This is a genomic window from Collimonas sp. (genome assembly GCF_039923675.1).
In the GTDB taxonomy this organism is placed as follows: Bacteria; Pseudomonadota; Gammaproteobacteria; order Burkholderiales; family Burkholderiaceae_D; genus Collimonas.
Map to the genome: position 1 here is coordinate 172,588 of NZ_JBDTCG010000017.1, position 23,901 is coordinate 196,488.

20 protein-coding genes and 1 pseudogene are annotated in these 23,901 nt (G+C 56.9%); 7 read left to right on the plus strand and 14 right to left on the minus strand.

The features are described 5' to 3' along the window. Positions 1-180: 180 nt before the first annotated feature. The 6 genes and pseudogenes from aceK to ABI171_RS04600 all read right to left on the minus strand — a co-directional run bounded on the left by aceK (position 181) and on the right by ABI171_RS04600 (position 6,273). On the minus strand, positions 181-1,950 hold the full coding sequence (gene aceK / locus ABI171_RS04575; RefSeq protein WP_348091422.1) for a bifunctional isocitrate dehydrogenase kinase/phosphatase: 1,770 nt from the start codon (positions 1,948-1,950) through the stop codon (positions 181-183). Between the two features lie 2 nt (positions 1,951-1,952). After that, on the minus strand, positions 1,953-2,894 hold the full coding sequence (locus ABI171_RS04580) for a pyridoxal-phosphate dependent enzyme (RefSeq protein WP_348091423.1): 942 nt from the start codon (positions 2,892-2,894) through the stop codon (positions 1,953-1,955). Between the two features lie 108 nt (positions 2,895-3,002). Beyond that, positions 3,003-4,187, minus strand: a complete 1,185-nt coding sequence (locus ABI171_RS04585; protein ID WP_348091424.1) for an isovaleryl-CoA dehydrogenase — start codon at positions 4,185-4,187, stop codon at positions 3,003-3,005. An 85-nt stretch (positions 4,188-4,272) separates the two neighbouring features. Beyond that, entirely contained in the window at positions 4,273-4,698 is a 426-nt protein-coding gene (locus tag ABI171_RS04590; protein ID WP_348091425.1) for a MerR family DNA-binding transcriptional regulator, read from the minus strand. A 347-nt stretch (positions 4,699-5,045) separates the two neighbouring features. Then, positions 5,046-5,368: pseudogene (locus tag ABI171_RS04595) on the minus strand (helix-turn-helix domain-containing protein); the annotation flags it as partial. Between the two features lie 212 nt (positions 5,369-5,580). Beyond that, the gene (locus ABI171_RS04600) at positions 5,581-6,273 is read right to left on the minus strand and encodes a TetR/AcrR family transcriptional regulator (protein ID WP_348091426.1); all 693 of its coding nucleotides are present in this window, start codon (positions 6,271-6,273) and stop codon (positions 5,581-5,583) included. A gap of 491 nt (positions 6,274-6,764) precedes the next feature. Between ABI171_RS04600 and ABI171_RS04605 the strand changes: the two genes are divergently transcribed. Genes ABI171_RS04605 through udp form a run of 6 tightly spaced genes read left to right on the plus strand, consistent with a single transcriptional unit; the run spans position 6,765 to position 12,647 of the window. Beyond that, positions 6,765-8,039 carry a NupC/NupG family nucleoside CNT transporter gene (locus ABI171_RS04605; RefSeq protein WP_348091491.1) on the plus strand — a complete coding sequence of 425 codons (1,275 nt, stop codon included), beginning with the start codon at positions 6,765-6,767 and terminating at the stop codon, positions 8,037-8,039. 13 nt (positions 8,040-8,052) lie between these two features. Beyond that, on the plus strand, positions 8,053-8,823 hold the full coding sequence (deoC, locus tag ABI171_RS04610) for a deoxyribose-phosphate aldolase (protein WP_348091427.1): 771 nt from the start codon (positions 8,053-8,055) through the stop codon (positions 8,821-8,823). 9 nt (positions 8,824-8,832) lie between these two features. Continuing rightward, positions 8,833-10,164 (plus strand): thymidine phosphorylase, encoded by a 1,332-nt coding sequence (gene deoA / locus ABI171_RS04615; protein WP_348091428.1) that lies wholly within the window; start codon positions 8,833-8,835, stop codon positions 10,162-10,164. A gap of 38 nt (positions 10,165-10,202) precedes the next feature. Further along, positions 10,203-11,435 (plus strand): phosphopentomutase, encoded by a 1,233-nt coding sequence (locus ABI171_RS04620; protein WP_348091429.1) that lies wholly within the window; start codon positions 10,203-10,205, stop codon positions 11,433-11,435. Then, on the plus strand, positions 11,395-11,877 hold the full coding sequence (locus ABI171_RS04625) for a cytidine deaminase (RefSeq protein ID WP_348091430.1): 483 nt from the start codon (positions 11,395-11,397) through the stop codon (positions 11,875-11,877). The genes ABI171_RS04620 and ABI171_RS04625 overlap by 41 nt, the downstream gene beginning before the upstream one ends. 5 nt (positions 11,878-11,882) lie before the next feature. After that, positions 11,883-12,647 carry a uridine phosphorylase gene (gene udp / locus ABI171_RS04630; protein WP_348091431.1) on the plus strand — a complete coding sequence of 255 codons (765 nt, stop codon included), beginning with the start codon at positions 11,883-11,885 and terminating at the stop codon, positions 12,645-12,647. Positions 12,648-12,933: 286 nt separating this feature from the next. Here udp and ABI171_RS04635 read toward each other — a convergent pair whose 3' ends face one another. The 6 genes from ABI171_RS04635 to rutA all read right to left on the minus strand — a co-directional run bounded on the left by ABI171_RS04635 (position 12,934) and on the right by rutA (position 19,433). Continuing rightward, positions 12,934-15,192 carry a TonB-dependent receptor gene (locus ABI171_RS04635; protein WP_348091432.1) on the minus strand — a complete coding sequence of 753 codons (2,259 nt, stop codon included), beginning with the start codon at positions 15,190-15,192 and terminating at the stop codon, positions 12,934-12,936. A 607-nt stretch (positions 15,193-15,799) separates the two neighbouring features. Continuing rightward, on the minus strand, positions 15,800-16,306 hold the full coding sequence (rutF, locus tag ABI171_RS04640) for an NADH-dependent FMN reductase RutF (RefSeq protein WP_348091433.1): 507 nt from the start codon (positions 16,304-16,306) through the stop codon (positions 15,800-15,802). Between the two features lie 11 nt (positions 16,307-16,317). Then, positions 16,318-17,091: a pyrimidine utilization protein D gene (gene rutD / locus ABI171_RS04645; RefSeq protein ID WP_348091434.1), complete on the minus strand. Its 774-nt coding sequence runs from the start codon at positions 17,089-17,091 to the stop codon at positions 16,318-16,320. Between the two features lie 46 nt (positions 17,092-17,137). Then, positions 17,138-17,527, minus strand: coding sequence for a pyrimidine utilization protein C (gene rutC / locus ABI171_RS04650; protein WP_348091435.1), 390 nt, complete (start codon positions 17,525-17,527; stop codon positions 17,138-17,140). Between the two features lie 53 nt (positions 17,528-17,580). Continuing rightward, positions 17,581-18,348, minus strand: a complete 768-nt coding sequence (rutB, locus tag ABI171_RS04655) for a pyrimidine utilization protein B (protein WP_348091436.1) — start codon at positions 18,346-18,348, stop codon at positions 17,581-17,583. Beyond that, positions 18,345-19,433, minus strand: a complete 1,089-nt coding sequence (gene rutA, locus ABI171_RS04660; RefSeq protein ID WP_348091437.1) for a pyrimidine utilization protein A — start codon at positions 19,431-19,433, stop codon at positions 18,345-18,347. Before rutA ends, rutB begins: the two co-directional genes overlap by 4 nt. Positions 19,434-20,775: 1,342 nt before the next feature. On the opposite strand from rutA, the gene ABI171_RS04665 reads away from it, so the two are divergent. Then, positions 20,776-21,813, plus strand: coding sequence for an AraC family transcriptional regulator (locus ABI171_RS04665; RefSeq protein ID WP_348091438.1), 1,038 nt, complete (start codon positions 20,776-20,778; stop codon positions 21,811-21,813). A gap of 38 nt (positions 21,814-21,851) precedes the next feature. On the opposite strand, the gene ABI171_RS04670 is transcribed toward ABI171_RS04665, so the two are convergent. Then, on the minus strand, positions 21,852-22,664 hold the full coding sequence (locus ABI171_RS04670; RefSeq protein WP_348091439.1) for an alpha/beta hydrolase: 813 nt from the start codon (positions 22,662-22,664) through the stop codon (positions 21,852-21,854). Positions 22,665-22,766: 102 nt separating this feature from the next. Then, positions 22,767-23,786 (minus strand): aromatic ring-hydroxylating dioxygenase subunit alpha, encoded by a 1,020-nt coding sequence (locus tag ABI171_RS04675; RefSeq protein ID WP_348091440.1) that lies wholly within the window; start codon positions 23,784-23,786, stop codon positions 22,767-22,769. Positions 23,787-23,901 lie beyond the last annotated feature (115 nt).

The window sequence follows — 23,901 nt, forward strand, 5'->3', positions numbered from 1 at the left end:
TCTCCAGATTACGACAACTGGTAAGCCGCTGCGGGGTCACTTCGGGAGTCACTTGCATCTGTCCGCGATGCCCTGAAGCGGCTTTGCTGCCTGGTTGGTCAAAAAATAAAATTGCAAATGAAATTGCAAAATAAGCTGAAAGTGAAACTGCGCTGCCTGTGTTGTTGTTTCTACTACTGTTTAACCGGGTATATAGGTAAAACGGCATTCTTGCGGATAAGGAAAGACATCGTCGAAATGGCCTTCCAGTATGTGCTGTTTGTGTTGCTGCCAATATTGTTGGGTTAACAAATCGGCGTGGTGCTTGATAAAGTACTTCTTCACATTTTGATTTCCGAGAAGAAATACACCGAACTGTTCTGGAAAAACATCGTTTTTGGCGATCGCATACCAGGGTTCGGCCGACATTTCATCTTCTTCATTGCGCGGCTGCGGGATCGTCCGGAAATTGCAGTCGGTAATGTATTCAATCTCATCATAGTCGTAAAACACGACCCGATTGTGACGTGTCACGCCAAAATTTTTATACAGCATGTCGCCCGGAAAGATATTCGCGGCGACCAGTTCCTTGATGGCGTTGCCGTATTCGGCGATGCCATGCTCCAGCGCGGCCTGATCGTCGTTCTTCTCGGCGTTGGTCAGGTAGATATTCAGCGGCACCATGCGGCGCTCGATATACAGGTGCTTGATGATGATCTCATCGCCCTCTTCCTCCACCACCGAGGGCGCCACCAGCTTCAGTTCGGCCAGCAATTCGTCGGCGAAACGGGCGCGCGGGAAGGCCACGCTGGAATATTCCAGGGTATCGGCCATGCGCCCGACCCGGTCGTGATATTTGACCAACAGGTATTTTTCCTTGACCAGCGCATTGGTGGTTTCCTTGGGCGCCGGGAAATAATCCTTGATGACCTTGAACACGTAGGGAAACGAGGGCAAGGCAAACACAACCATCACCAGGCCGCGGATACCGGGGGCGATTTCAAAATTGTCGGAGGAATGTCGCAAATGGCGCAGGAAATCGCGATAAAACAGCGCTTTTCCCAGTTTTTGCAAACCCAGGATGGTATAGATTTCGCTGCGCGGCTTGTTCGGCAGCAGGCTGCGCAAAAACTGCACATAGGCCGACGGCACTTCCATGTCGACCATGAAATAGGCGCGCGTGAAAGAAAACAGGACTGTCAGGATCTTGCTGTCGAACAGCACCGCGTCCAGCACCAGCTTGCCGTCGCTGTCATGCAGGATCGGCACCACGAACGGATATTCGCGCGGGCCGTTGATCATCTTGCCGACCACATAGGCGCCCTTGTTGCGGTAAAACGCATTCGCCAGCACCTGGATCTGGTGGTTCGGCTCCAGCGGCGTATCGCCGAAGGCCAGGCTGATACGCTCTTCAGCCAATGTCACATCGCGGTCGAGATCGGCGAAAGGCCGTTGCAGCTGGAAATTGGTGATCAGGCGCTTGAGCGTGTAATGCAGGCCGTCCTTGGCCGGGTAATACACGCGGTAGGTCGGCAGCGCTTCATCGGTATCGATGTATTCGGTCGACACCGCCGGCCGCACGAAAATGAAATCATTGTGGAAATAGGTGCGATGCAGGATGTTGCAACACACCGAATTGAAGAAGGTTTCCGCCAGCTCCGGCTGCTTGTGATAAGTCAGCATGCCGATATAGTGCAGCTTTACTTCTCGCCATACCTGGTCGGTCAGGTCGTTCTGGTCGTATTCATCTTCCAGCGCCTGTACGCATTCGCGCACCCGGGCGTCGTAGAAGCCGATCCGTTCGCGCGCCGCCAGCTGGGCGGTTTTCCAGTCGGCCTCCTCAAAATGCTGCTTGGCCAGCACGCTGGCTTCGCGGAACAAACGGTAATGCTTGTCGAAACCGTCCAAGATCATGCGCGCAGTATCGAAAGCGATCTGCGACGACAATAATTTCGGAAAATTTGCAGACATGATCACAGGCCGAACCGCCCCTTCCAGTCGGCCAGCGACGCCAGGCTGACGCCGATGCCGCCGCAGATCACGATCAGCGGCCGTTCAAAGGGCGCCAGCACCGGCAACTTCTGATAGGCGACCGCCAGCGCCGCACCGCAAGCCGGCTCGACCAGGGTCCGCATGTCATCGGCAAACGCCAGCGTGGCGGCAACTGCCTGGGCATCGCTGACCACCACGCTGTAGACTTCATGGCGCTGGGTCCAGGCGAAACATTCTGGCGCCACACACTTGGCGCCGAGAGTGGTCGCGATCGAGGTAATCGCCGGCAAGCTCACCAGTTCACCCGCACGTACTGCGGCGTTAAGCGATGCCGCGCCTTCGGTTTCCACCGCAATCAAGGGGATATGCGACAACCCGTTGCGGTGCAAGCCGCTCAGCACGCCGCTCATCAAGCCGCCGCCGCCGACCGAGCAGATGACGACGTCGAACTCGACCCCGAGCTGCCTGGCCTGCTGCGCCGCTTCATCGATCATGGTGGCGTTGCCGTCCCAGATATCAGGGTGATCGAAGGGCGGAATATAGACGCTGCCGGGTTGTTCGCACAGTTGCAGCGCCAGTTGATTGGCTTCATCCCAGACGCTGCCGTGGACGATCACCTCGGCGCCGATGTCGCGAATGCGCTGGCAAACCTGGGCCGCGGTGGTCTCGGGAACCACGATGGTGGTTTTGATATCGAGGGCGGCGCCGGCAAATGCAGCGGCAAAGCCGGCGTTGCCGCCCGAGGGACACACCAGGTGGCTGGCGCCATCGGCCACCGCGCGCTGGCATAGCAAACCGATGCCGCGCAGCTTGAAGGAACCGGCCGGTTGGGTGTTTTCCATCTTCAGCAACACTTGCTTGTCGAGGGCGACGGAAAGTTGCGGGTGTCGCAGTAACGCGGTGTGAATATGCAGTGAAGTCATGTTCTTAACGCTGTTGTCTTTTTTTCAATTGTGCCACTATTCGCGGGGATTGCAAAACCATTTACATATTGCACGGCCTGAGCTGCAATCCCTCCGTTACCGGGTTGGTCAGCGTGTTTCTGCAAACAATTCCCGGCCGATCAGCATACGGCGGATTTCACTGGTGCCGGCGCCGATTTCATACAGCTTGGCGTCGCGCCACAGGCGTCCCACCGGATATTCATTGATATAGCCATTGCCGCCCAGCGCCTGGATCGCTTCACCAGCCATCCAGGTGGCTTTTTCCGCCGAATACAAGATGGCGCCGGCGGCATCCTTGCGTAGTGCGCGCGCTGCGGACGGCGTCTTGGCGCGGTCGCAAGCCTGGCCCACTGCGTACACATAGGCCTTGCAAGCCATCATGGTCGAATACATATCGGCCAGTTTGCCCTGCATCAGCTGGAATTCGCCGATGGACTGGCCGAACTGCTTGCGATCGTGCACATACGGCACCACCACGTCCATGCATGCTTGCATGATACCAAGCGGGCCGCCGGACAGAACGGTACGCTCGTAATCCAGGCCGGACATCAGCACGTTGACGCCTTGGCCGAGACCGCCCAGGATGTTCTCCGCCGGTACTTCGCAATCCTGGAACACCAGTTCGCCGGTGTGGGAACCGCGCATCCCGAGTTTGTCCAGCTTTTGCGCGACGCTGAAGCCTTTGAAATTTTTCTCGATCAGGAAAGCAGTCATGCCACGAGCGCCTGCTTCTATATCGGTCTTGGCGTAGACCACCAGCACGTCGGCATCCGGCCCGTTGGTGATCCACATCTTGGTGCCGTTGAGGACCCAGCGATCGCCCTTCAGTTCGGCGCGCAGCTTCATGCTGACGACGTCGGAACCGGCGTTCGGCTCGGACATGGCGAGGGCGCCGACATGGTCGCCGGAAATCAGCTTCGGCAGGTATTTGGCTTTTTGCCCGGCGTTGCCGTTGCGCTTGATCTGGTTCACGCACAGGTTCGAGTGGGCGCCGTAGGAGAGGCCGACCGAAGCCGAAGCACGGGAGAGTTCTTCCATGGCGATGATGTGCGCCAGGTAGCCCATGCCGCTGCCGCCATATTCCTCTTCGGCGGTGATGCCGAGCAGGCCGAGGTCGCCCATTTTCTTCCACAGATCCATCGGGAACTGGTCGGTGCGGTCGATTTCCGCTGCGCGCGGGGAGATTTCGGCGGCGGCGAACTCTTGAATGGCGCTACGCAGGGCGTCGATGTCTTCGCCGTGATCGAATGTCAGGCCGGGTAGATGCAGCATGTTGTCTCCTTCGTTATTCTTGCGAGTTGTTTAATGTAAATTCTGGCGGAACACAGAGGCCAGATACAGGGGCCGGATGCCGGACTCAGTCCTTTTGGCCAGCGACCGCCAGTGCAGTGTGGTCGCTCAGCTGGCCGCTATTCAACAGACGCCGGCATTCATCCTCGTGGGCGGTGATTTCTTCAAGCGTTACTTCGATATCTTCGCGCTGCTGCTCCAGGTGCTCGCGATGGCGCGCCAGCACCCGCAGGAACAACTCCAACTGCGGCGCCGAATCCTTGGGGGAGTCATACATGTCGACCAGGCTTTTGATTTCCGACAAGGTCAGACCCAGGCGCTTGCCGCGTAAAGTCAGTTTCAAACGGGTGCGCTCGCGGTTGGCATACACCCGGTTGCGGCCACCGGCGCCATCCCGCGACGGGCTCAGCAAACCCTGATCCTCATAGAAACGGATCGCCCTCGGGGTAATATCGAATTCGCGGGCCAGTTCTGTGATGGTGTAAGTCGGCATGATCAGATTGACATCATAAATGCGAAAAATGCTGGTTTAGCCACAACGGCAGTTAACGTTAACGTAAAGCATATTGTAGGCGTGCTGGCGAAAAATGAAAACACCGAAAAACTACTAGCACCCTAAAGTGACGTAGAAGTTGGGATTCCTGCCGTGGAAGGTGAGATTTTTGTCTCGATAGATGTGACTGGATTAACTTGCGGACCAAAGTTGCTTCATTCTGGTGTTTGCTGTTGAGTTTTGTCCTCGACGGCTCCATTTTTGCATCTAACGGTAGTCCATGGGGGCGTTCGGAATACGTATAGTGTTCGTTTGCGTGCCGAATTGACCCACTCAGTTTGACCCCGCCATTGCCTGGCGAACGCCGCCACCCTGTCGTAAGACCCCGTGAAACCCGATTCCAACAGGTCCTCATGAAGCTGTTTCAGGCTGCGCCGTTGCTTGCGGGATTTGGCCGCCTCGGTCTTAAGCCAGCCTGAGAGCTGGAAGGCGTATGGATCGATGGCGCTGGCCGATGGCGCTCTGCATAGGCCGGCTCGGTCGTTTCCGAGCGTAGGTAGCGCCGGACGGTGTTGCGCGAGATGCCCAACCGCTTGGCGATTTCCCTCAGCGGAACCTGTTCCCGAAGGTGCCAGCATCTGATTATTCCTAGTAATGCCACGTCGATCACTCCGATCCCCTACTCATTCTGACAAGTAGGATTGTGCGCTAAACGTGGGTCAGTTCTCGGTGCAAATCAACAGTACTGGTTCCGCTACATGGTTTGCTCTTTGAGGTTGACGCACATGATCCCGTGTGCGCCATCAATTACTGATCAATGCTATGGCACTTGATTTGACCCTACCCCAATAAAAAAGTCGCTACTGATTTTGGGCACGGCCATCACTTGGAAGTTGTTTTCAAATTTAATGTATCAGCTTTAGGCGACACAGCCGCTAGCACGATATCGAGGATTAGTTTTTCCGCCGCATTAAAATCTTTGGCAGTCAATTTTTTGCGGTTCAGCACCAAGCTCATCTGCGTAGAAAAATCGGCGTAAGATTGCGTCATCGCCCAGATCGTGAATAGCAAATGGGTCGGATCGACCGGCGCAATTTTTCCTTCCGCTATCCATTTCTCAAAAACCAGAATGTCTTTCTGCAATACCGGCACCACTTTAGCGCGGATGTCATCGCGGTAGAAACGAGCGCCGGTGATCACTTCCAGGCCGTATACGCGTGAGCCCCAGGGGTGTTCACGAGAGAACCGCAATTTGGCCTGGATGTAAGAGGTCAGTGCTTCCTGCGGATTGCGTGTTTCATCCGCCAGCAACGCCATGCTTTCCAGCCAGATGCCAAGCACATCGTCAAGTACGCGCTTGTACAAGCTTTGCTTGCTAGGAAAATAATACAGGAGGTTCTGCTTCGATATGCCAATGCTTTCCGCAATCGTGGCAATAGACGTACCTTCATAACCATATTCCGCGAAGGCTTTTTCTGCGTGTGTGAGGATTTCAGCTTGCAGATCGTTGCGAGTGGTTGTGCGTTTTGTTTTGCTTTTTGGAACAGCAGAGCCTGTGCCATCAGATCGATTCATGGTGCGCAATTATTGGAAGGGTTGCAATTTATAGAAATCCGGCACCAGCAGGCGCTCAGCTGAGGCGTCATTTTCAATTCAGCATATTATCTTTTCATATGACTGAGAACGTATTCACGAATGACCATGCAGCGTGGTTACGGCCATTGTGGTGCAGATAAATATCTGCACCAGCCAATTGCACCATCTTTGCATGAAATTTCAAATATCGTCTGGCTTGCAATTTCTAAATCCCTTTTACAATGACCTCCAGCAAACCGTTACAGCTGTTCCCGATGTTGTTTGATCGGAAGCTACAGAATCTTACCTCACTTCTTAAAGCGAAGAAGACAGCAAATCGACTGAAGTTGATCGACGCATGGCTTACGCCAAGTTGCGCACCAATTTTTCACTGCCAGCGCCGATGCAAAAATAGCTATTTTTTTCCAAGTGGTAAAATTCGGGCACGGCATTTGCTTTACTTGAAATTTTATCGAAAGAGAAAAACGATCATGGAGATTGCCCGTAACTTCTTAGGCATGGCCGTATTGCTGCTGATTGCCTTTACAATTTCCAACAACCGCCGGGCTATCAAGCTGCGCACTGTTGTCAGCGCCCTGTTGGCGCAAATTGCGATCGGGGCGTTGGTTCTATTCGTTCCTGCAGGGAAGCAGTTCCTGACGAATATCGCCAATGCCGTCAATCATGTAATCGAATATGGCAACCATGGCATTTCTTTTTTATTTGGCGGATTAGTCGATGCCAAGATGTTTTCATTATTCGGCAATGTCGGATTCGTGTTCGCATTACGCGTTCTTCCCATGATTATTTTTGTGACGGCGCTGATTTCAGTGCTGTACTACCTTGGCATCATGCGCTGGATCGTCACTTTGCTCGGCATGTTGTTTCATAAGCTGCTGGGGGTGAGCAAAATTGAATCGTTTTCAGCCGTAACCACTATCTTTCTTGGGCAAAGCGAGATGCCGGCAGTGGTCAAACCGTTTACCAAGCAGATGAGCGGGCCCGAGCTGTTTGCAGTGATGTCGAGCGGCATGGCGGCCGTGGCAGGTTCGGTCCTCGCAGGTTATGCCGGCCTCGGGGTCAAGATGGAATATCTGATTGCGGCATCGTTCATGGCAGTGCCCGGCGGACTGCTGTTCGCCAAGATCGTTTGCCCCAGCACGGCGCCCAGCCAAGTCCAGATCGACAATATCGGGTTCGATGAAGAACGCCCGGCCAACGTGATCGAGGCGGCTGCCTCCGGCGCCGCCATCGGTTTGAAGATCGCCGTCAATGTCGGCGCCATGTTGATCGCTTTCATTGGTCTGATTGCACTGTTGAACGGTATGGTGGGTGGTGTGGCGGGCTGGTTCGGCCATCCGGATCTAACGCTGGAAGCAATACTCGGCCGCGCATTTGCGCCGCTAGCCTATCTGATCGGAATACCTTGGGAACACGCCGCATTAGCCGGTAATTTCATCGGTCAGAAAATGATTTTGAACGAGTTTGTCGCCTATGTTGGATTTGCGCCTTATTTACAAGACGCCGCTGCTGTAAAGGCCGCCGGCTTGTTGCCGCTGGACGCCAAGACTATCGCCATCGTGTCGTTCGCGTTATGCGGCTTCGCCAATTTTTCGTCGATTGCAATTCTCACCGGCGGCTTCAGCGCCGTCGCGCCGGAGCGCCGCTCCGAAGTGGCACGCTACGGCCTGCGGGTGGTAATCGCCGCTACGTTGTCGAACTTGATGAGTGCGACGATTGCAGGCTTATTTCTTTCGCTACATTGAGATGAACAACATAATGCCAAAACAAATTGCGTTGCGGGCGCTACATCTGATTGACTTGACTGCGCTCAACGATAGCGACACCGAGGCCAGCATAGCAGCGCTGGCTGCCGCAGCCGATACACCGGCAGGAAGTCCGGCAGCGCTGTGCGTCTATCCTCGTTTTGTGCCGGCGGCCAAGGCCGCGCTCGCCAGAACCGGCTTGCAGATACCGGTAGCGACTGTGACCAATTTTCCTCATGGAGCTGCCGATGCGGAGTCGGCAGCGCTGGAAACGGCGGCCGCAGTGGCGCTCGGCGCCGATGAGATCGATGTGGTTTTCCCTTGGCGGGCCTTGCTGGCCGGCGACACCGTTGCCGGCCGAGAACTGGTTGCGCAGAGTCGCGCGGCGAGCGCGGACAAAAAGCTCAAGGTCATCATCGAATCGGGTGAATTGCACGATCCGGCGTTAATACAGCTTGCGAGTCAGATTGCAATTGACGGCGGCGCCGATTTCATCAAAACCTCAACCGGAAAAGTGCCAGTCAACGCCACTTTGAATGCTGCCGAGATCATGTTACAGACGATACGCGACAGTGGAAAAGCGGTCGGTTTCAAGGCTGCAGGCGGCGTGCGCAGCGTATCTGAGGCGGCGGCCTATTTGGCTTTGGCCGATCGCATAATGGGACCGGATTGGGCGCAGCCGGCGACTTTTCGCTTTGGCGCCTCTAGCCTGCTGGATACTTTGCTGGTCGCACTGGGTTATCAGGCCGGCGCCACCCGTAGTGCCGGCAACCCGGCTTACTGAGACTGACAAATGCTGCTCGCCCAGGAAATCATTCGCAAAAAACGTAATGGCGCCGCCCTCGGCAAAGAAGAGATCGCATTTTTCGTGCATGGCATCAGCAACGGCAGCATCAGCGACGCGCAGATCGCCGCGTTGGCGATGGCGATCTATTTCAATGACATGCACCTGGATGAACGTGTCGCCTTCACACTTGCGATGCGCGATTCCGGCCAGGTGCTGGACTGGCGCTCACAGGACTTGCCTGGCCCGGTTCTCGACAAGCATTCCACCGGCGGCGTCGGCGATCTGGTGTCGCTGCTACTAGGGCCGATGATTGCTGCCTGCGGCGGTTTCGTACCGATGATTTCTGGACGCGGGCTGGGACACACCGGTGGCACATTGGATAAACTGGAAGCAATTCCCGGTTACAACATCGCGCCCGATGCCGAAGCATTGCGCCGGCTGGTGCGTAGCAATGGCGTCGCCATCATCGGCCAGACCGTACAGCTGGCGCCGGCCGACAAGCGCATTTATGCCGTACGCGATGTCACGGCGACAGTCGAATCGGTGGCGATGATTACGGCATCGATCTTGTCGAAAAAATTGTCGGCGGGATTGGACGCACTGGTGATGGACGTCAAAGTCGGTTCCGGCGCCTTCATGCCGACCATGGAAAAATCGATCGAATTGGCAGATAGCATAGTCGCCGTCGGCAACGGCGCCGGCATGCGGACTGCCGCCTTGCTGACCGACATGAGCGAAGCATTGGCTCCCTGTGCCGGCAATGCGATCGAAGTACGTTGCGCGCTGGACTACCTGACCGGCAAGAGCCGTCCGGTGCGGCTGCACCAGGTAACGTTGGCGCTGGCGGCGCAGATGCTGGTGCTGGGCAAGCTGGCACAGGATGAGGAACAGGCGCGCAGAAAATTGACGGAGGCGCTCGATTCCGGCCAGGCCGCTGAACGTTTTGCCCGTATGGTTGCGACGCTCGGTGGGCCAGCAGATTTGCTCGAACGAAGCGGGAAGTATCTGGCAGCTGCGCCGCTCGTGCTGCCGGCTCCGGCTCCGCACGGGGGTTTCGTCGCCGCTTGCGATTGCCGCGCGCTCGGCATGGCGGTAGTCGGGCTGGGCGGAGGCCGGCGGCATCCTGATCAGATCATCGACTCCGCAGTCGGTTTGACGCAATTGGCGGCATTGGGCGACACGCTGAGCGTCGGCCAGCCTTTGGCGTGGGTGCATGCGCGCAGCGATGACGCCGCGCGGCAAGCTATCGCCGCGGTGCAAGCCGCCTATGCCATAGGCGCAACAAGAGCGGCGGATTTGCCGCTGATATATCGTCCGGCAGAACCTGAATTTACTTGACTAGCCTTATGTGAACCAAAAACCAAGAAGGATTCAGTATGCGTGCCATCATTTTGATCATGGATTCACTCGGTATCGGGGCGACGCCGGATGCCGTGCGCTTCGGCGATGCCGGCGCCAACACGCTCGGCCACATTGCCGGACATTGCCACGACAACCTGGCCGAAACCGGCCGCAGCGGCTCTTTGCGCATTCCCCATCTGGAGCAGCTCGGGCTCGGGCTGGCCGCTCGCCTGGCCGGCGGTGCGCTGCCGGCGGGGTTGTCCGTCAAGCCCGCTATCATCGGTGCGTATGGCGCGGCGCAGGAAATCTCGACTGGCAAGGACACACCGTCAGGTCATTGGGAACTAGGCGGCGTACCGGTGCGTTTCGACTGGGGTTATTTCAGCCAGGCCGAGAACAGTTTTCCACAGCAGCTACTGGACCGTATCGTCGAGCGGGCGCAACTGCCCGGCTATCTGGGTAATTGCCACGCCTCCGGCACCACGATTCTGCAACAACTAGGACAGGAACACATAGCCAGCGGAAAACCGATTTTTTATACCTCGGCCGATTCCGTGTTCCAGATCGCCTGCCACGAACAAAGCTTCGGGCTGCAGCGCCTGTACGACTTGTGCCTGATCGTGCGCGAAGAAATCGAGCGCTACAACATTTGCCGCGTGATTGCGCGGCCGTTTATCGGCGACGCTGCCGCCGGTTTCATTCGCACCGGCAATCGCCACGATCTGGCGGTCGCGCCGCCGGCAGACACGGTATTGAAAAAGCTTGCCGATGCCGGCGGCACAGTGGTGGGGATAGGCAAGATAGCCGATATTTATGCCGATGTCGGCATTACAAAAAAAATCAAGGCCCATGGCAACGATGCGCTGTGGGACGCGACGCTGCAGGCCACCAGTGAAGCACCAGATTTCAGCATCGTGATGAGCAATTTCGTCGACTTCGACCAGAACTACGGCCATCGCCGCGACGTCTCCGGCTATGCGCGCGCCCTGGAGCAGTTCGACCGCCGCCTGCCCGAGCTGTACGCCTTGCTGGGCGAGGACGATATCCTCATCATCTCCGCCGACCACGGTTGCGATCCGACTTGGCCGGGCAGCGACCACACCCGCGAATATGTCCCGGTGCTAGCCTACGGCAAGCGAGTGACGCCAGGCAGTCTTGGCGTGCGGAGTTCGTTTGCCGATGTCGGGCAAAGCCTGTCCAGCTGGTTCAATCTGTCATCCTTCCCGGATGGCGAATCCTTCCTCCATCCGGCGCCAGGCGCTGTCTGATCACATATCCGTATTTACCTGTAAAGGAAGCCAAATGCATGATGAACAATTGATACAGGAAGCAAAGACTGCGCGCCAGTCTGCCTATGCGCCATACTCTAACTTCCTGGTCGGCGCCGCGCTGTTGAGTCGGGACGGTAGGATATTCCATGGCTGCAATGTTGAAAACGCCTCTTACGGCTTATGCAATTGTGCTGAACGCACCGCCCTGTTCAGCGCCATTGCGGCCGGTTGCAAGCCGGGCGATTTCAGCGCCATCGCTGTGATCGGCGATACCGACGGCCCGATTGCACCCTGCGGCGCCTGCCGCCAAGTCATCATCGAACTGGGCGGACCGGAATTGAGAGTGCTGCTGAGCAATCTAAAGGGCGACACTCACGCCACCACGGCGGCAGCGCAATTGCCGGATGCCTTTTATCTGCAACCCTCGACACAGAAATAGAAATCATGGTTACTTTCGATGTTTTCCATTTGGGCTTGACCAGGCAAGCGCTGCAAGGCGCGACACTGGCCATCGTGCCGGGCGATCCGGCGCGCGTGCAGCGGATTGCCGAATTGATGGATAATCCGGTAGCGCTCGCCAGCCAGCGCGAATTCACGTCTTGGCTGGGTTATCTGGGCGGCAAGCCGGTAGTCGTCTGTTCGACCGGCATTGGCGGCCCGTCGACTTCGATCGCGGTGGAAGAGCTGGCGCAACTGGGCGTACGCACGTTTTTGCGAGTCGGCACTACCGGTTCTATCCAGCCGCAGATCAAGGTTGGCGATGTGCTGGTCACCACGGCTTCTGTGCGACTCGACGGCGCCAGCTATCATTTCGCTCCGGCCGCTTATCCGGCAGTCGCCAATTTCGACTGCACTACCGCGCTGGTCAATGCATCACGCGCAGCGGAAGCTCGTTTCCACGTTGGCATCACTGCTTCCAGTGATACCTTTTATCCCGGCCAGGAACGCTACGATACGTATGCGGGGCGTGTCACCGGCAGTCTGCAAGGCTCGATGCAGGAATGGCAAGCGCTCGGCGTGATGAATTACGAGATGGAGTCGGCGACCCTGCTGACCATGTGTTCGGCGCTCGGTTTGCGGGCCGGCATGATTGCTGGCGTCATCGTAAACCGCACTGAGCAGGAAATTCCCGACGAAAGAACCATGAAGCAAGCCGAGCAAGGCGTGGTTGGCATTGTCCTGGATGCTGCGCGCCAATTACTGGACTGATATTCTAACGCGACAAGGACAGCCGGATCACAGCGGCCCCGGCAAGTATCATTGCGATGCCTATATCGATCATCTGGTACTCAGAGAATCGCAGGCCTCAATGCAAATCATCTGCTCTTTCCAACGGATCGCGGATAGCGATGCGGGCACAAGCCGTTTGCAGTTTTCTCCCGATGACAGCCAGTGACGATTGGCATGTATCTTCCGGCCCCTCCATCTGGTGACGTGAGAGGGTAACGGAGGTGGCCCCGTTCCCCGCTCGCCTCACCACAGTCGGCTTACTGCATCAAAAATTAGCTTTGAACTGTACGCCGTAAGAGCGCGGCTCATTAACGATACCTGTCAGGTTGTTGAAGTCGATCGCCGCAATGACTTGCTGCCTGTTAGTGATATTGCGACCGTAGGCTGCGATTTCATATTTGCCGCCGTCCCATCTGTAGCCGACACGCAGACCACCTTCCAGCAAAGGCTTGGCAGTGTACTCCTTGGCTTCGTACAGGAACATGTTGTAGCTATCCTTATAGGCCCAGTCTGTGAACGCATAGAGTTCGCCGCTGGCTAACGCAGTGGTGTACTTCAGCGTGAAGTTACCCACCCATTTTGGCGCGCGCGGCAAGGGATTTCCATTGATCAGCACGGTGCCGGCTACAGGGCCGGCCGGATTGGTTACCGTACAGCCGTTACCGCAAGGGGATACAAACAGGTTGGCGTCTTTGATCTCGGTCCGGTTGTAACTGGTACCCACCGTAGCTTTCCAGTGGTGGTCCAGGTTGGCTTGCATTTCCAGTTCAAATCCCTGGCCGGTGGCTTTGTCGGCATTAACCAGTTTGTTCTGATTGACGCTGCCGCTGCCCGCGGTCAATTGCAGATCTTTCACCTGATAGTGAAATACCGTCGCACTGATACGCGCGGTTCCATCCAGCAGGTCTTTCTTGATACCGGCCTCAAACGACAGGTTCTTCTCGGGATTGGCGACCGAGATACTGTCGCCAAACAGTACGCGGCCCTGGATACTCGGCGCCCGATAACCGGTCGCGACACGGCCATAGACACTGGTAGCCCGGTCCAGCGCGTAGTTGGCGCCGACGTCCCAGCTTACATTGGTAGAGCTAGGATGCGCAGTAAGCTGAGGGGTACCGACGCCGCCGCCCGGGGTCACGAAGCGCTGCGCGTCAAAGTCCTTCTTGTCGTCGGTATAGCGCACGCCGGCGCGCAGTTTCAAACGGTCGTTGACGGCGTAGTTGAGCGAACCGAAGGTCGCCCAGGATTTGGCATGTTGGTGCTGGTTGGCGTAGCCATCCTGCACATTGCCGGCTAACGAATTGTAGTCGAAGCTGTCGACCTGAATATCTTCCTTGAAATAGTAGAGGCCACCTATCCATTGTAGAGGATCCTTGGTATTGGATTCGACGCGGAATTCCTGGGTGAGCTGTTTCAGGCTAGGCATGCCGTCGGCGGTTTCGGAAGGAAACGGAATAAAACCCGGCCCCATAGGCGGCGCAAATGACGCGCCATAGCCACCATCGACATCAGCGCGGCTATAGAATTTGGCCTTGTCGTAGGCGCTGATCGAGTGCAACGTAATTCCGTCCAGGTCCCAACGCAAGCGCATGCTAAGGCCCGAACTGGTCAGTGTCTGGGTGTTGATGCCATCAGTTGGATATGATCCGTAATCGAAACCAGGTACCAGGTTGTTGGTGCCTTTCTGAATAATGTTGGCACGGAACAAGGTCGCATTACCGGCCATGTCGCGGCCATGTGCGTTAAGCAGTGCGCTGAAACCGCTATTCTTGTATAGCAGTTGCAGGCGCGCCGCATTATCATGATAGCCCTCTAAACTCTTGGTGCCGGTGCTGCGCGGATTATCCACTCGGTTGTCGCGGCTTTGACTCAGGCCGGAAAAACGCATGGCCCAGTCGTCGCCGAGCGGCACGTTGATCGCTGCCTCCAGGTTGGTGGCGCCGTAATTGCCGTAACCAAGGCTGGTATAGCCTTCAAATTGGCGGGTTGGTTTGGCCGAATCGAATTTGATCACGCCCGCCGGCGAATTACGACCGAACAACGTGCCTTGCGGGCCGCGTAAAACTTCTATCTGATCCACGTCGAACACAGGAAAGCCTTTCAGCATGGGACTCTCCTGCACCACGTCGTCATAGATCACGCCCACCGGTTGCGATGCATTCAGGTCGAAATCGGTATTGCCCAGACCGCGGATATAAAAGCGCGGAAAAGAGCGGCCGAAATCGGATTCCACGTTCAGGCTGGGCACGCGGCCGGCCAGGAAACGGATGTCCTGGCCGCTTGCGGTATAACTGTCCAGCATGTCGCCCTTGATTGCTGAAATCGAGAGCGGTACGTCTTTCAGGTTTTCGGAACGTCGCTGAGCGGTAACGGTTACCGCTTCCAATTTATCGGCGGCGGCAATTTCGCCGCCAGGCGCCGATTGCGCCAGCGCTGCACTCATGGGAAATGCGGCCGCCACCGTCCAGGACATCACAGACAGCTTGGATCTTTGCACGACCAGTTTGTTCATTTTGTTGCGCATTACTCTCTCCCCGGTTATTGATTCACTGACATCAACACTGAATACGCTGCCCCAAGGTCGACAATCTGATGACGTGCTGCTTGTCGAGAGCCCCTCCTGGGAACTGCGTTTTACTGCAAACCATCTGTGCCAACAAACTTCCGCTGCACCCTGACCGACACGACATTCGAATGTGCAAGCGTTCGTGCAAACGACAAAAGCATCGGCTGCGCCGCCAAAAACAAGTCAAGGATCCAAGACTCGTTTGCTCACAGCCGCACTACAACCGCACGCAGTAAGACAAGCAGCTATTCGATAATTCGCATAGCCAGGCTTCTCCGCGACTATTCAATGCAAGTCGCATGCCAATGCTTACCATTTGGTAAAACAAACAACGGATTTTGTCCATGCCGGTCACTGAGAGCGAGAGTGTCGCGGCATGCCGTCCCGGGTACATTTTTTCCGAATGCAAGCGCTGCCGGCAAACTCGACACCCGTCCCGGATTCGTTATCCGGGTGCAGCCCGTGTACCTAAAGCGTGCGTCCGCACCGAATCGTCGCCAGGGCCGGGGTACATTGGGTTTGGGAGATGCGTTCCAGCCAAAGCATGTGTCGGCAAGGCGCGCGCCTAATACGCGCTCAGCTGGTGATATCGGCGATCGAAATAAATCAAGCCGTGATGCTCGCCATCGTTGCGCGCAACCGCCACCGCTTCACAAAACAAGACGTCGTGCGTGCCGACATTGACAACACGCTGTATGCGGCAATCGAATGCGACAATCGCGCCATCCAATACCGGGGCGCCGGTGTCGAGCACCGACCATTGATGACCGGCGAAACGCTCTTCCATCGGTGTCTTGCCGCCGAAGCGGCGCGACAATTCCTCTTGTCCGGACGCTAGCGTATTGACGCACAACACTTGGTTCTGGCTGAAAGCCGGATGCACCGATGATGCGCAATTCAAGCAAACCAGCAGCATGGGCGGTGAGTCGGTGACACTACAGACAGCCGAAGCGGTAAAGCCGGCGCGGCCGGCCGGACCGTCGGTGGTGATGATATTGACTGCGGCGCCCAGACGGGCCATCGCATCGCGATAATTTTGCTTGATCGGCAAATCGGTGTTAACCTTCAACATCAAAGCGTCCCTCAATCTTGAAGAAAATCAATCGCCGCACGATTGAAGCCGGCAGCGTCGGTAACCGTGAAGCCATGTCCACCGCTATCGAGCAATTGCAGGCGGGAGGCTGGCAGCAATACGGCCAATTGTTCGGAACAGGTATACGGAACCAATACGTCATCGCGAGCCGCGATCACCAACGTCGGCACTTGCATCGTCGCCAGCCGCTCGCTGAGGTCGAATTTCAGCAAAGCGCCGATCCGCGCCAGAGTGTTGGCTGTACCCGGAAAATGCGCAATCGCGTGCTGTTCTTCATCGGTGATGGATTGCGCATTGGCTGATAACCACGGCGCCGGATACAGGAAAATCGGTTGCGCCCGGACATAGGCGGCGACGCCGCTGTCGCGCAACAGGTCCTTGCGCACTGCAAAGCAACGTGCGGTGTGACTGTCGGCGCGAGCCCAGCCATTGATGACGATCATCCGCCGTATCAATTGCGGGGATTGCAGAGCCACTTGCATGCCGACCAGGCCGCCCAGCGCATGACCGATGAAATGCATTTGCGCAATGCCGACTCGATCGGCAATCTCCAGCACATCGTCGGCCATCGCCGCAATGGAATAATCGGACGGCAGTTCGGCAACGCTCTTGCCGGTGCCGCGCTGGTCGTAGACGATTACCCGGAACCGGGCAACCAGGGCAGCCAGTTGCGGACGCCAAAAACTGCCCAGGCCACCGAGGCCGGACGATAGCAGCACCGTAGGGACGCCGGCTTCCCGCCGCCCTAGAACTTCGTAGTGCATAGATGCTTTCTGTACAGTCAAAGAGAGAACCAGGGAAGCGGACGGTTCACTGCTTTCCGATGTGAGCTGTGGTCGCTATTTCAATCAGTGCATCCGGCTTGACCAGCCCGCATTGAATACAAAAACGGGCTGGTTTATCGCCGGGAAAATATTCTGCGTACACCGCATTGATTGCGGCATAGTCCGCCCAGTCGCGGATGAAAATCTGATTGAACGTGACATCGCTCATGCTGCCGCCGGCGGTTTCGATCACGCTCTTGATGATGTCGAGTACATGCCCGGTCTGCGCGCCGGCGTCGCCGACGTGGACGACATTATTCTCTTTATCTAACGGCAGTGTGCCTGACACATAGACCACACCGTCGGCCAGCGTACCGGGAACGTAAGGCGCCAGCGGCGTAGCTGTGCCGGCCGGAATGATGACTTGTTTGGGCATGAAAATCTCCTGTTTATTTCGTAAGTGGAAACGAGTTCCGAGTTGAGGGAACGTTACTTGGATTTTGCGGCGGCGATGCTATTGCAAAATTCGTCGACGCTGGAAACCCATCCGAAAAAGGTGGCAATGTTGTACAGCGAAGCTTGTTGCACATATTCGGGACCGGCTTGATGCGTCGCATCGGCCAGTACGATCCCGAAATACTCGAGAAAAAAACCATCCCGCAATGTCGATTCGACGCAGACATTGGTGGCGATGCCGGTGAACACCAGATTACGGATGCCGCGCGTGCGCAGCATGCTGTCCAGGTTGGTGTTGTAAAAACCGCTGTAGCGCGGTTTCGGCAGCACGATATCGCCCGGCTGCGGCTGCAATGCGTCGACCAGGTCGTAATCCCAGCTGCCTTTCGCCAGCAGCATACCCATCAATTCCGGCCGCTTGCGCATGGTCTTCAAGGCGTTCGACTTGTGCCAGTTCGGCGAACCGGCGCCGCCCGCTTCGACATAGTCGCGATCCCATCCGTTCTGGAAAAACACCACCGGAATGCCCGCGCTACGGGCAGCCGCGATCGCCACCTGTATGCGTTCCAGCGCAGCGGCGGCGCCCGACACGTCGAAGCCGGCCAGATCGAGATAGCCGTCCTTGCTGGCATAGGCATTTTGCATGTCGACCACGATCAGGGCTGTATTGTCCGCGTGCAGCGCGATAGGTTCCGGGCGTGCCGCCAGCAGATATTCGGCGCCGCTGCCGCCGGTAGCGGCGCGGATTGCATCGTTCTGTATTACTTCGTCCAGCAACGCAGTAGTTTGTCCGGGCATCATATCGCCTCCATATCCAGCTTAAGTTTGCTGCGGCTCTTCATCAGCGGTTGGACGTGCTGACCGAAATTTTCGATACCGCCCAGGAAATCGTCGAAGGTCAGCAGCACACCGCCGGTACCAGGGACCGCTGCCACTTCATCCAGCATCCTGGCGACCGATGCGTAAGAGCCGACCAGAGTGCCCATGTTCAAATTGACTGCGGAGGTTGGATTGGTCATTTGCCGCACATTCGTATCGGCCCCGGATTTGGTGTCGACCGCACCCTGTTCGGAGAGCCAGGCCAACGCCTCCTGGTCGGCGCCCGCCTTGTAGCTCTCCCATTTGGCCATCGCTTGCTCGTCGGTATCTGCGGCAATCACCATCAGCAGCACATACAAGGAAACGTCGCGCCCGCTAATCGCATTCGCCTTGGCCAGATTTTCGGCGGCCGGCGCAAACGCGGCCGGCGTGTTGACACCGCGGCCGAAGCAAAAATTGTAGTCTGCATATTTGGAAGAGAACGCCAATCCGGATTCGCTCTGGCCGGCGCATATGACTTCGATCTTCGCTTGTGGCTTCGGACTGACACGGCAATCTTCCATCTTGAAGTGCTCGCCCTTGAAATCGCTTTTCCCGCTGCCCCACAGATCGCGCAGCACTTGTACGTATTCGGACAGATACGCATAGCGCTTGCCGAAATATTCATCGCCGGGCCACATTCCCATTTGCGAATATTCCGGACGCTGCCAGCCTGTCACGAGATTGACGCCGAAGCGGCCGCCAGAAATTGAATCGATGGTCGAGGTCATGCGCGCGACGATCGCCGGCGGCATCACGAGCGTTGCGGCAGTCGCAAACAGTTTGATGCGCGAGGTCACAGCGGCCAGGCCCGCCATCAGCGTAAACGACTCCAGATTGTGATCCCAGAACTCGGTTTTACCGCCGAAGCCGCGCAGCTTGATCATCGATAGCGCGAAGTCGAAGCCGTAGTGCTCCGCTTTTTGTACAATTTTCTTGTTCAGCTCGAAGCTCGGCATGTACTGCGGCGCGCTACTGGAAATCAACCAGCCGTTGTTCCCGATGGGTATGAATATGCCAACGTTCATTACAGCCCTTTCTAAAAATAAATCCACTGAAAGTAGATCGACAATGGTCGTCGAAACAACCTGACGATTTGTCATACGCAAAATCGGTGCCAACCAAATAGCCTTTGTTTTCAGCTAGATAGCCTCTTTTATTGCACCAAATTTGACCATTTGGTCAAATTGGGATCATTTGATCTTGGATTTGCACGTATGCGGGGCGATGCGATGCATCCAGCGATTTCTGGCTAATAAAGATAGCGCAGGGCGATTGCCACCACTGGCTGACGTAAAAATCTTGAATATTTAGCGCGCTTGGTTATCAATCACTCAACCAATTCGAGGCACAAGAAGCTTTGCAAACGGCTTAAATTTTCAATCCACCTTGGTCCAGCCGGGTGGCAGTCCAAGAACGGATCAATTCCGCGCGCAAATCAACAGACAAACGCTGAGCTGCTTTGACTCAGGAAAGCTGACGTCAACAAAGGAGTCGACAGACTTTATTACTCGTTTTCACGGGTCCATCTCAGTAAATCAACAACCGTTGCCGGAAATTAGCTTCAAGTCAAAGGAAATCTCTACAATAACGAGGTAAACAGAAAATCTCATTTTCTTGGGCAAATGATCCCAATACGTACGGCACATCCGTTGGTAACTTGTTGATTTCGCCTGCTTCCGGGATCACCTTCTTTAGTACTTTACGGTACCTTAAAGTCACGTAGAAATCGGGATTACCGCCGAGGAAGGTGAGATTTTGCCTGGCTAACCGAGAGCAATTTGATATTGTAAAATTTTTGCAGGAAGACATCTTGTCTTCATCGGCGCGCTTAACGCTATCACTTGCAAAGCCCGTAGAGCGCTGATTCAGTTTCGCAAATAAAGCCGGCCAGCCTGTCAATAATGCCAGTTGATTTCATGCAACCCTCCTCATATGCTGCGTTACAGCAATATTTTTTGTAGCAGACTACAAGCGGCTCTGTTTAGCGCTACTTGAACGGCATTCGATACCACCCCGGCCGGCGGGATATCTGGCTAGCTCAGCCGATACCGGATCAAACATGGACAGGACAACTGCCGTCCAGGCCGCTACACGGCCTGGCGCGATTTGCTGACGCTGACGTATTAACACTGGGAGCAAGAAAATGACTCATGCCGCAATGCGCCTGCTCACCGACAGAAGGTCGGAGCCGTGCAAGCGCCGTTCTCCCGCAGGACCGGTTCCACCTGCCGTCCATGATCGGGGCGCATACGCTGCATAAGCTGCTTCCGCTACGTTCACATCCCGGCAAAGGCCCCAGACATCTCCGATTCCCACGCTGGCAAACGATCACAACAGCTTTCGAACAGACGCTTAGAAAGGAGAAAAATGAACCCCAGCCATCGCCAGGTAATTGCCTTGACCTGCTCCACCACCTGGGTCAAGGGCGTGGCGGAAATGTTCAAGGCTGTCGGCCTGGATGTTCCTGCGCTATTCGTCGAAGCCGGCATGGATATCGGCATCCTGAATGATCCTCACGCCAGCTATGCAACGGAAAAACTCTGCGCCCTGTGGAAAATCGCCGCTGCACGTTCGAATAACCCGGCGATCGGCCTGTCGGCTCCGGAGGTGACCACGCCTGCCATCTTCGACGTGGTCGGCTACGCCATGATGTCCAGCGAAAACCTGTACTCCAGCCTGCAACGCCTGATCTGCTACCTGCGCCTGGTGACCGACGCCGCCGCCATCGAGCTCACTGAAGCGGAAGACGGTTACTGGTTCAAGCTGGCCATCAACGGCGACATGCAAAAAAACGTGCCGCGCCAGCGCTTCGATTTCAACCTGATTACGCTGGTTACCTTCTGCCGCTGGGTCACCAAGCAAGACATCCGGCCGCTGGTGGTTGAATTCACCCATCCGGAACCGGTCGACCGGGCGCCGTACGACCAGGCGTTTCGTTGCCCGTTGCGTTTCGGCGCGGCAGTCTACCGGATATTACTTTCAAAGACAGATATGTCGACTCCCCTGCCATCATCCAACCTCTCTCTGGCAAGCCTGCATGACCGCTACGCCAGCGAACGCCTCGGCCGGCTGGACCAGCATCTGATCCGTACCAAGACGCAGAATCTGATCATGCACCGGCTGCCCGACGGCGAGCCCTTGAGGGCCGATATCGCCAGTGCGCTATGCATCAGCGAACGCACCTTGCAAAGACGCTTGCAGGACGAAGGGACCAGTTTCCAGGAGCTGGTGGAACACACGCGGTACAGCCTGGCGCAACAGTACCTGGGACAACATCAGCTGCCGATCTCGGAGGCGGTTTTCCTGCTCGGCTTTACCGACCAGAGCGCGCTGTTCCGGGCGTGCAAGCGCTGGTTCAACATGTCGCCCAAGCAGTATCGCAACCATCTGCTGCTGTCGAGATGATCCGGCGTAATGCTGAGACTGCATAACCCTATTTAGCCCTATTCCGCCTGTCCTCGGCCAACCTCAGTATGGGTCGTCAGGAAAGAGCACGCGGCTTCGATGACTGCGGGCGCCTGCAGGATCCGGCGATGGCCAAGACCGTCGAAGCGCAGCAGCCGGGCGCCTTGCCAGGCGCTGGCGATTTCGAGGCCGAGCGACACCGGCACCACGCGGTCATCGTTCGAATGCAGGATCAGCACCGGCTGCCTGAGGCTGGCGGCGGCTTTCGGCGTATCGACATCGGCGACATCGACGCCCTGCTCCTGCAGCAGGGCGATCATGGCCGCGACCTGGCCCCGGTCGAGGCCGGCCTGGACACCGAAGCCGACGGCGTAGTCGAAGTAGCGCGCCGGCGGTGCGATCAGGACCAGGCGCTCGACCTGCAGACCGTGCCGCACTGCTTCCACGGTAAGGGCGCAGCCGACCGAATGGGCGATCACGGCATAGACCGGACCGGTCAGTTCCTGGAATTTCAGCAGCGCGGCGGCGCAGGCAGGGATCGAGGAACTCGTCCCTTCCGATTCGCCATGCGCCGGCAGATCGACCAGCACCACGCGGTAGCCGGATGCAAGCAGCGGCGGGATAAACGGCGCCATGTCCCCGGAGCGGCCTTCCCAGCCATGGACCAGCAATACCGTCGGGCCCCGGCCAGCCTGCCAGGACACCAGCTTGCCGGTCGGGCCGTTGGTTTCCACCCGGTTCGCACCTTCGAAGCCGACTATGGCGGGGGTGCGCTCATCGGTCCTTGGCGTGAGGAACGCCTTGGCGACGGATTCGGGCGTAGGTGCTAATTTTTCGACAGGGATGCTCACGATGACGGTCTCCAGTTGATATTTTTGGTTTGCTACGTCGTTCTGTTGCGTGGACAGGCAATGTTACGCCGATTTGTTGTGCCGATTTGCTACGTCGATTTGTTACGCCGATTTCACCAGGGGCGGATACGCCTGTGTTTCCTTTTGCAGCAGCACGTCGAGGATCTGGCGCGCGGCGATCGACGCCTGATCCACCGCCAGATGGATGAACACGGCGTCGTTGTCCCAGTTTGCCTGCGCTTGCTGGCAGATATACACATCTTCCGCGATGGTGGTGCGCAGTTCCTTGGCGATGGCGTCCGACAGTTGCTGGCTGTCGATGCCGAAGTCACGGTAGAGGCCGGCCCAGAGATGGCAGGTGGTCTCGGTTTCCGGAGTAAAGATACCCAGCGTGGAGATGCGCATGTTCATGCCTTCCGGCTGGCCCGGCGGATGCGCGGTAGTGTCTATCCTAGTGTTCCCGACCGGGAAGAAGACCGCATCCTGGATACGGTCGATATGGTCAAGGTTCATCATTTTCTTGAGCAGCGGAGAACTCTTCTCCATGCGCAGGACGCGCCGTACGCGCACTTCGCCCGGCGTCACCATGATTTCCGGCGAGGCTTCGGTGACCGCTTGCGACATCACTGTGCTCAAATGCACGTAGGACACGTGCGAGGGGTCGAGGAAATTGTCGATGCCGAGACGGTAATCGGTATTGGCGTGGGCGTAGAACATCTCGCCGGCGTGGCGCGGCGAAGTGCATACGGAATGATCCGGGATCAGTGCTTCATCGCACAGGTCACGGTCGCCTGTCCAGATCCATGCAAAGCCGTATTTTTCCACCAAGGGAAAAGACTTGACGTTGGCGCGCTGGGGGATGATTTTCTGGCTGGGTATGTGGACGCAGGTGCCGCCCGCATTGAAGCGGATGCCGTGGTAGGCACACTGGATCTGGTCGTCGATCAGACAGCCCTTGGATAGCGGCACGTGCCGGTGCGAGCAGCGATCTTCCAGCGCCGCCAGCTTGCCGTCGGAGGTACGGTACATCACGACGTGCTTGTTCAAGATCATCCTCGGGAACAGTTCGGCCTTGATGTCGGACGCCAGCGCCGCGACATACCATGCATTTTGAATAAACATAAGGCCTCCCTTTCCAGTAGTTTCAGCGACGGCCTCCGGCCCGGGCCGCCAGGAAATCTTGCTACCGCCGGTTTTCAACACCCTGTCGACATCGATAGGTTTGCAGGCGATTGCG